This is a genomic window from Neisseria sp. HMSC069H12 (assembly GCF_001812735.1).
In the GTDB taxonomy this organism is placed as follows: domain Bacteria; phylum Pseudomonadota; class Gammaproteobacteria; order Burkholderiales; family Neisseriaceae; genus Neisseria; species Neisseria subflava.
Genome location: NZ_KV810250.1, coordinates 9272 through 17971, shown reverse-complemented (window position 1 = coordinate 17971; position 8700 = coordinate 9272). Strand labels below are relative to the sequence as shown.

Sequence of the window (8700 nt, the reverse complement as noted above, 5' to 3'; positions counted from 1 at the left end):
ACCAACCGCGTGCGTGGCTGTGCCACACACCCCACCTGCGAATGGCACAAACTTTAAAACCGAGGTGTAGGGTGTGTGCGGTACGCACGCACGCGTTTTTTGCTGTTCAAACCATTGTTTCCAACTTTCAGACAATCTCAAACGTCGTCTGGAAACCTCTTAGTGCAAAGGTCGTCTGGAATCCAGTTTTCAGACGGCCTTTCGCCTCGTCAATGTGCATTGTAGCGTGGGCTTTGTCCACGACAATGCTGGGTAAAAGAAGTCGTCTGAAATTTTGTTTTTGATTCTTGGGCAAAGCCCATTCTACGGGTTTCAGACGACCTCTGCCATCTCCCTTCTACATCTCTTCCAATTTCGCAAACTTGGTATCCAGCTCTTTCACACCCTGTTTGCCGAAGTTGATGGTCAGTCGGGCGGATTCGCCTTTGTCTACGGCATCGATGATGACGCCGGTGCCGAATTTGGCGTGGCGGACGTTTTGGCCGATGCGGAAGCCTGCGTAGGTTTGCGGCTGTTTGTAGTCGTCGATGATTTTGTCTCTGGGCGCGGCGGTTTGGCGCGGGCTGCCGTAGCTGTCGTAGGCGGTCTTTTTGACGGACAGGTAGTGCAGCACTTCGGGTGGGATTTCTTCGACGAAGCGGGAGACGATGCCGAATTGGGTTTGTCCGTGCAGCATGCGTTGTTGCGCCATGGTGATGTAGAGGCGTTTGCGGGCACGGGTGATGGCGACGTACATGAGGCGGCGTTCTTCTTCGAGGCCGCCGCGTTCGGCAAGGCTCATTTCGCTGGGGAAGCGGCCTTCTTCCATACCGGTGAGGAAGACGGCGTTAAATTCCAAGCCTTTGGAGGCGTGGACGGTCATCAGTTGGACGGCTTTTTCGCCTGCACCTGCTTGGTTTTCGCCGGATTCGAGGGCGGCGTTGCTCAAGAAAGCAAGGATGGGGAAGGCGGGGTCGTCTGAAATGTTTTCAGGCAGGGTCTCAAAGTTGCTGTCTTCGGGTTTGAACTCGATGGCGGCGTTGACGAGTTCGTCGAGGTTGTCGAGGCGGTCTTGGTTGTCGCCTTTTTGGGTTTTGTAGTGTTCGGTCAGGCCGCTGTCTTTGAGGATGCCGACGATGATTTCGGACAGGGGTAGTTGTCCGACTTGGTTGCGTAGGGCTTCAATGAGGCGGACGAAGGCGGCGACTTTGGTGGCTTTTGCGCCGGCGTTGCAGGCTGCCTGCCAGAGGGTGATGCCTTGTTCGCTTGAGGCCGTCTGAAGGTTTTCGACGGTGCGTGCGCCGATGCCGCGCGGCGGGAAGTTGATGACGCGCAAGAGGGCGTTGTCGTCGTCGGGATTGACGGCAAGGCGCAGGTAGGCGAGCGCGTGTTTGATTTCTTGGCGTTCGTAAAAGCGCAGCCCGCCGTAGATTTTGTAGGGGATGCCGCTGCGGAACAGGCTTTGTTCGATAACGCGGGATTGGGCGTTGCTGCGGTAGAGGACGGCGATTTCGTCCAAATCCCAGCCTTCGCGTTCGAGGGCTTTGGTTTCGTCCACGATGAACTGGGCTTCTTCAAGGTCGGTAAAGGCGGAGTAGTAGCGGATTTTGTCGCCTGCTTCGGCATCGGTGCGCAGGTTTTTGCCGAGGCGTTCGTCGTTGTTTTCGATAACGGCGTTGGCGGCGGCGAGGATGTTGCCGACGGAGCGGTAGTTTTGTTCGAGTTTGACGGGCGCGTCGATGTGGAACTCTTCCATCAGCGCGGTCATGTTGCCGACGTTCGCACCGCGGAAACGGTAGATGCTTTGGTCGTCGTCGCCGACGGCAAATACCGCCGCGTTGCCGCCCGCCATGAGTTTGAGCCAGGCGTATTGCAGTTTGTTGGTGTCTTGAAACTCGTCGACGAGAATGTGATTGAAGCGGTTTTGGTAGTGCTGGCGCAGGATTTCATTGCTTTGCAGCATTTCGTAGCTGCGGAGCATGAGTTCGGCAAAATCGACCACGCCTTCGCGTTGGCAGATTTTGTCGTATTCGGCGTAGCATTCGATCATGCGGCTTGTGTGCGGATCGGGTGCGCTCAACACGGAAGCGCGCAAACCGGATTCTTTTTGCGCGTTGATAAAGCCTTGCAGCGAACGCGGCGCGATGATTTCTTCGGCGATGTTGAGGCTTTTGAGCAGTCGTTTGATAAGGGAAAGCTGGTCGCCGCTGTCGAGGATTTGAAAGGAAGACGGCAGGCCGGCGTCGCGGTGGTGCAGCCGTAGAAAGCGGTGGCAGAGACCGTGGAACGTGCCGAGCCACATGGCGCGGACGTTGATGGGAATCATCGCGCCGAGACGGGTTTGCATCTCTTTGGCGGCTTTGTTGGTAAACGTTACCGCCATAATGCTGTGTACGCTGGCTTGTCCGGTTTGCAAAAGCCAAGCGATACGCGTGGTCAGCACGCGCGTTTTGCCGCTGCCCGCGCCTGCCAAAACGAGTGCGGATTGCGGCGGCCAGGTTACGGCGGAGAGTTGTTCGGGGTTCAAGCCTTGCAGGAGATTGGGGGCGGATTCGTTGGGAAACATGAAGAGGCCGTCTGAAAATAAATGGGAATGCGATATTTTAAAGGAAATACAAAAGGCCGTCTGAAACATCTTTTCAGACGGCCTTTGTGTTGGAAGCCGATTAGAACGGACGTACTTCCAAACCGAACATACGGCGCGCGGTGTTCAGCATTTGGCAGCTGAAGCCCCACTCGTTGTCGTACCATGCGAACACTTTAACCATTTTGCCTGCGGTTACTTTGGTCAGCGTAGAGTCAAATGTGCTGGCTTGGGTAGTGTGGTTGAAGTCCATAGAAACCAGTGGCAGGGTATTGTAGGCCAATACGCCTTTCAGACGGCCTTCTTCGGAAGCGGCTTTCATCAGCGCGTTGATTTCTTCGGCAGAAGTGTCGCGGCCTGCTTGGAAGCTCAGGTCAACCAGGGAAACGTTGACGGTCGGTACGCGGATGGCGAGGCCGTCGAGTTTGCCTTTCAGGTCCGGCAATACCAAACCGACGGCTTTTGCAGCACCGGTTTTGGTCGGAATCATGTTTTCCACGCCGCTACGCGCACGGCGCAGGTCTTTGTGGCGTACGTCGGTTACGGTTTGGTCGTTGGTCAGCGCGTGGATGGTGGTCATCACGCCGTTTACGATGCCGATGTTTTCGTTCAACACTTTGGCTACAGGTGCCAGGCAGTTGGTGGTACAAGATGCGTTGGAGATAACGGTCATGTCGTCGGTAATCACGTCGTCGTTTACGCCGTAAACGATGGTTGCGTCAACGTCATCGCCGCCGGGAGCGGAAATCAGCACTTTTTTCGCGCCGCTTTCCAAGTGGATTTTGGCTTTCTCTTTGCTGGTGAACGCACCGGTACATTCCATTACCAGGTCAACGCCCAATTCGCCCCATGGCAATTCGGCTGGGTTGCGGGTAGAGAAGTAAGGGATTTTTTTACCGTCGATGATGAGGTGTTTCTCATCGTGGGAAACTTCAGAGTTGAAGCGGCCGTGAACAGTGTCGAATTTGGTCAGGTGAGCATTGGTCTCGATGCTGCCGCTGGCATTGATGGCAACGATGTCGAGTTGGTCTTGCAGTTTGTAGTCAAAAATAGCGCGCACTACTTGGCGGCCAATACGGCCGTAGCCGTTGATGGCAACTTTGATACCCATGGCTTTTCCTCTTCTTTTGGGTTTGGGTTATGGAGCGAATGGTGGCAATTATAGCAAAATTGTAGTGTTGTGTAATTAATGTTTTATTGAAATTTTTAGGTTCGATTATTTTTGATTGTAGATGATTAGAGTAGGAATATGGGTTTGAATTTATTGTTATTGTATATTTTTTGAAATTTTATTTTTTATTAATTCTGTTTTTAGTGTTTTATGCTCGTTTTAAATCATGGTAATGAATGAAACGGGAAGAGGCGGATTGTTTTTGTTTATATTAAACAGAATGTGAGTGTGGCTTTTGATTACAACATACAACAGTGTAATTTTCAGACGGCCCGGGTTTAATCGAGCAAAAGGAAAAGGCCGTCTGAACATTTTTGATGACATGGAATTTAAACGCCTTGGATTCCTGCTTTTCCTTGCCGGATAAGGGGAGGGCGGTTTTTAGCAAAGGGGAAATGGTCGGAACAAGGGAGGGGGAAACGGAGGGGTTGTGCGGTGTTTGGGGTTATATAAATTAAGTGTATGAAGGTTTTAGTCGTAGTGTATGAAGATTTTGCTTGTGATTTAAATTTAATTATGACTTGTCAACACTGTTAAATTTTTTTACGATAAGGTCAGATTATGTTTGCATGGCCATAAGCGGTGCATCCTCTATACCGGATATTATCCTTGTCCGAATATCTACTTTAACCGACCGGCTTGTCCGGCCTGATTCCTAAATATATACGCGCAAGGCTGAACGGCCTTGGCGACACTCGACTTTTAAGAGGTTCATCGTGTCAAATTCTCAATCCAGCGAACGCGCGACGTTTAGCAGTCGCCGCGCCTTTATGTTTGCTGCCATCGGCTCGGCCGTGGGCTTAGGCAACATTTGGCGATTCCCTTACATCGCTTTCGACAACGGCGGCGGTGCTTTCATCCTCCCTTATTTGGTTGCGCTGTTGACGGCAGGTATTCCACTGTTGCTGCTCGACTATGCCATCGGCCACCGTTACCGCGGTTCGCCTCCTTTGGCTTTCCGTCGCCTCGGCCGTTTGTTTGAGCCGATGGGTTGGTGGAACTTCCTGACCAACGTCATCATCTGTATCTACTACGCCGTGATTGTCGGCTGGGCGGCAAGCTATGCCTATTATTCTTTGACTTCGGCATGGGGTGCGGATCCTCAGGCATTCTTCTTCAAAGACTTCCTGCAAATGGCCGATGCCAAAGACTTGGGTTTGGATTTTGTCGGCAAAGTTGCCGGCCCGCTGATTGCCGTCTGGGTGTTTACGCTGGCGATTATGGCTTTGGGCGTACAAAAAGGTGTAGCCGGTGCGTCCACATTCTTCATGCCTTTGTTGGTGGTGATGTTTGTCATCATGGTGGGCATTGCCCTGACTCTGCCGGGTGCGGCAAAAGGTTTGGACGCTTTGTTTACGCCTGACTGGAGCCGTTTGGCAGATCCGAAAGTCTGGGTAGCCGCATATGGCCAGATTTTCTTCTCGCTCTCCATCTGCTTCGGCATTATGATTACTTATTCTTCTTACCTGAAGAAAAAAACCGACTTGGGCGGCACAGGCTTGGTTGTCGGCTTTGCCAACAGCAGCTTTGAGTTGCTCGCCGGTATCGGCGTATTCGCAGCATTGGGCTTTATGGCGCACGCGGCAGGCAAGGAAGTCAGCGAAGTGGCATCCAGCGGTATCGGCTTGGCGTTTATCGCGTTCCCGACCATCATCAACCAAGCCCCTATGGGCGCGTTGATCGGCGTGTTGTTCTTTGGCTCGCTGGTGTTTGCCGGTGTAACTTCCATGATTTCCATCGTTGAAGTGATTGTGGCCGCGATTCAAGACAAAATGAACATCGGCCGTGTCAGCGCGACTCTGATTGCAGGCGTGCCAATGGCGATTATTTCTACCTTGCTGTTCGGTACGACCACCGGCCTGCCTGTGTTGGACGTATTGGATAAATTCATCAATACCTACGGCATTGTGGCTTCTGGTTTTGTTTACGTTCTGGCGATTGTCCTGTTACACAAGCTGCCGGAACTGCGCAATCACTTGAACGCGCTGTCTTCCATCCGTGTCGGTAAAGTTTGGACTGCCAGCGTGGTGGTTACCGTCGCTATGCTCGGCTATATGCTTTATCAAGATACCGCCGGCCTCTTAAAAGAGAATTACAGCGGCTATCCTGACAGCTTCCTCAATATCTTCGGTTGGGGCATGGTCGGCGCTCTCTTGGTATTGTCTGTCCTGCTGTCGTTCTTGCCGTGGAAACATGGTCAGAACTTCAACGTCAAAGACGAACATGAACACGAACGTGAAGGAGACGAATAATGAGTACTTCAGCCATTATTATGATGCTTGTCGCATTGATCGTCATTTGGGGCGGATTCATCGTCTCCGTCCTGCGCCTGCCTAAAGAATAAGGTTTGAGCAAATGAAAAGGCCGTCTGAAATTTAAATTTCAGACGGCCTTTCCCGTTAAAAATGGTAAAACGGCCTAAAAAAGAGTAGAATATGCACCGTTTACAACTCTGTGCCTCTCAGTAGGCTTGAATTATGGACCTTCCCAGTTCGCCTTTGAACTTCCCATCTGATACACAACAACAATAATCATCCCGCCGAAATGCCTTCCCGCGTCCGGCGGGCGGAGCATTCATGAGCATCGAACAAACCCCTCCGAATCTCGACAATACCCCCGACAATGATGTGGTAGAAGACCGCATTTCTGACGATCGCATCTCTGACGATATCGACCGCATCCACGCCTTATGCGAAATCCTCGAGCCGTCCTTTGAACAAATCGAAGCAGGCATGCCGATTGAAGACGCAAGCCTGCGCGACAAGTTCACCGAGCTGACCGTCCTCTTGGCCGAGTTGCACCCTGCCGACGTGGCCGCCGTCTTGGAATCCCTGCCGCCGCGCGAGCGTAACATCGTTTGGCTTTTGGTCGCCCCTGAAGACGACGGCGAAGTCTTGCTGGAAGTATCCGACTCCGTGCGCGAAATGCTGATCGAGTCCATGGACAAAGACGAGCTGTTGGCCGCCGTCGATGATTTGGACGCAGACGAATTGGCAGAACTGGCAGACGACCTGCCGCACCAAGTGGTGTACGAAGCGCTGCAAACGCGTGATGAAGAAGAACGCGAGCAGGTCAAAGCGGCGATGTCTTACGAAGATAACCAAGTCGGCGCGATTATGGACTTTGAATTGGTCAGCATCCGCGCCGATGTGGCGTGTGAGGTCGTGTTGCGCTACTTGCGCCGTTTCGACAGCCTGCCCGACCATACCGACAAGATTTTCGTGGTTGATGAAAACGACGTGTTGCAAGGCGTGTTGCCCATCCGCAAACTCTTGGTCGCCGACCCCGAAGACATGGTGGCGGACGTGATGGCCACCGATGTCGTGCGCTTCCGTCCCGAAGACGACGTGGAAGAAGCGGCACAGGCGTTTGAACGTTATGACTTGGTCACCGCGCCGGTTGTCGATGAAAACAAAAAGCTGATCGGCAGGATCACCATTGACGAAATGGTGGACGTGATCCGTGAAGAATCCGAAGCCGACATGTTTAACATGGCCGGTTTGCAAGAAGAAGAGGACTTGTTCGCCCCGATTTGGGACTCGGTGAAAAACCGCTGGATGTGGCTTGCCATCAACCTGTGTACCGCCTTTATCGCCAGCCGCGTAATTGGCGCATTTGAAGGCAGTATCGAGAAAATCGTCGCACTGGCCGCACTGATGCCCATCGTCGCCGGCATCGGCGGCAACTCCGGCAACCAAACCATCACCATGATCGTCCGCGCCATGGCAATGGGACAAATGACCAGTACGCAGGCAGGCCGCCTGCTGAAAAAAGAAGTCGGCGTCGCCCTCGTCAACGGCATTATTTGGGGCACGGTAATGGGCGTGATTTCATGGCTGCTCTACGGCAACATCGGCATCGGTTTGGTCATGGTGGCCGCGATGACCTTGAACCTTTTGCTGGCCGCGACCGTCGGCGTCCTCATTCCCGTCATGATGGACAAAGCCGGACGCGACCCGGCATTGGGCAGCTCGGTGCTGATTACCGCGGTTACCGACTCCGGCGGCTTCCTGATTTTCTTGGGATTAGCAACCATGTTCCTGTTGTAATAGGAAAAAAAAGACGTGTTCGATACGTCCTTTTCAAACCGTTTAAAAGGCCGTCTGAAATTTCAATTTTCAGACGGCCTTTGCTGTTTTTTAAAGCTTTACATCATGAGGGCGTTTAGTTTTGGGGCTGACGTAGATTAGCCCCTTGTTTAAAGCGAAGTCAGAAAAGTCAGAAATCCCAATATCACGCCGACTGCGTTGGGTATAATCAGAATCCAGTCTTTCCGGGGTTCTTTGCTCCAACCGTACAAAACCCAAATCAGACAGGATACTGCTGCAAACAGGGGTTGCCACGGCTGCGCCTTTGCCCCTTGCATATTGGCGATAATTTGGGGGATATAGGCGACAAATACGAAAATACCTATTGCCGCTCCTATGCTGCCGACAACGGTATTGAATTTTGCTTTGCTTATCATGCTGGTAAGTCTCCTTTTAATATGAAAATCGAGGCGGTAGATAATATGGGCAGGCTGACTCAGCCGAGGGAACAGCCGCAGCCGCAATGATGTTCGTGGCCTTGGCCATGTTCGTCCGAATCTTCGGCAAGCAGGGCTTCGTAGTCGCCGCTTTCAATCAGGCTGACCAGTTCTGCCGGACTTTCCGCGCCTTCTACCTAGTCGCAGGATAAATAACTCTATTCTACCGCAAAATATGTATGTCATCATCCATCATTTGGCCTTGGCTGCCGATGAGGTTTTCGAGGGATCTGTCGAGCTGGACGAAAGCTATTTCGGCGGACAGCGTAAAGGCAGACGTGGTCGAGGTGCGGCAGGAAAAGTGGTTGTCTTCGGCATTCTGAAACGCAACGGACGGGTCTATACCGTTGTGGTGGATAATGCCAAGTCTGAAACGTTATTCCCTGTCATCAAAAAGAAAATCATGCCGGACAGCATTGTTTACACGGATAGCCTGAGCAG

At 52.4% G+C, this 8700-nt stretch carries 6 protein-coding genes and 1 pseudogene; 4 read left to right on the top strand and 3 right to left on the bottom strand.

Features of this window, described 5'->3' with window-relative positions; translation table 11 throughout:
- Window positions 1-337: 337 nt before the first annotated feature.
- Together uvrD and gap are read right to left on the bottom strand one after the other, a co-directional pair.
- Window positions 338-2545: a DNA helicase II gene (gene uvrD, locus HMPREF2872_RS03575; protein WP_070631262.1), complete on the bottom strand. Its 2208-nt coding sequence runs from the start codon at window positions 2543-2545 to the stop codon at window positions 338-340.
- Window positions 2546-2645: 100 nt separating this feature from the next.
- Window positions 2646-3674, bottom strand: a complete 1029-nt coding sequence (gene gap, locus HMPREF2872_RS03570; RefSeq protein ID WP_003682614.1) for a type I glyceraldehyde-3-phosphate dehydrogenase — start codon at window positions 3672-3674, stop codon at window positions 2646-2648.
- A 776-nt stretch (window positions 3675-4450) separates the two neighbouring features.
- Here gap and HMPREF2872_RS03565 point away from each other — a divergent pair.
- The 3 genes from HMPREF2872_RS03565 (at window position 4451) to mgtE (ending at window position 7783) form a co-directional block, all read left to right on the top strand.
- The gene (locus HMPREF2872_RS03565) at window positions 4451-5986 is read left to right on the top strand and encodes a sodium-dependent transporter (protein ID WP_083311728.1); all 1536 of its coding nucleotides are present in this window, start codon (window positions 4451-4453) and stop codon (window positions 5984-5986) included.
- Window positions 5986-6078, top strand: a complete 93-nt coding sequence (locus HMPREF2872_RS11235) for a methionine/alanine import family NSS transporter small subunit (protein WP_036472778.1) — start codon at window positions 5986-5988, stop codon at window positions 6076-6078. Before HMPREF2872_RS03565 ends, HMPREF2872_RS11235 begins: the two co-directional genes overlap by 1 nt.
- Before the next feature lie 232 nt (window positions 6079-6310).
- The gene (gene mgtE / locus HMPREF2872_RS03560; protein ID WP_070631259.1) at window positions 6311-7783 is read left to right on the top strand and encodes a magnesium transporter; all 1473 of its coding nucleotides are present in this window, start codon (window positions 6311-6313) and stop codon (window positions 7781-7783) included.
- Between the two features lie 149 nt (window positions 7784-7932).
- Here the strand turns inward: mgtE and HMPREF2872_RS03555 are convergent, their stop codons facing one another.
- A complete protein-coding gene (locus HMPREF2872_RS03555) occupies window positions 7933-8199 on the bottom strand; it encodes a SemiSWEET family transporter (RefSeq protein ID WP_004518970.1) in 267 nt (88 codons plus the stop codon).
- Window positions 8200-8417: 218 nt separating this feature from the next.
- Between HMPREF2872_RS03555 and HMPREF2872_RS03550 the strand changes: the two are divergent.
- Window positions 8418-8700, top strand: a pseudogene (locus HMPREF2872_RS03550) (transposase); the annotation flags it as partial.

Bases quoted from the DNA above. Each gene is read 5' to 3' on its own strand.
- uvrD (WP_070631262.1), bottom strand. From the start codon at position 2,545: ATGTTTCCCAACGAATCCGCCCCCAATCTCCTGCAAGGCTTGAACCCC.
- gap (WP_003682614.1), bottom strand. From the start codon at position 3,674: ATGGGTATCAAAGTTGCCATCAACGGCTACGGCCGTATTGGCCGCCAA.
- HMPREF2872_RS11235 (WP_036472778.1), top strand. From the start codon at position 5,986: ATGAGTACTTCAGCCATTATTATGATGCTTGTCGCATTGATCGTCATT.
- mgtE (WP_070631259.1), top strand. From the start codon at position 6,311: ATGAGCATCGAACAAACCCCTCCGAATCTCGACAATACCCCCGACAAT.
- HMPREF2872_RS03555 (WP_004518970.1), bottom strand. From the start codon at position 8,199: ATGATAAGCAAAGCAAAATTCAATACCGTTGTCGGCAGCATAGGAGCG.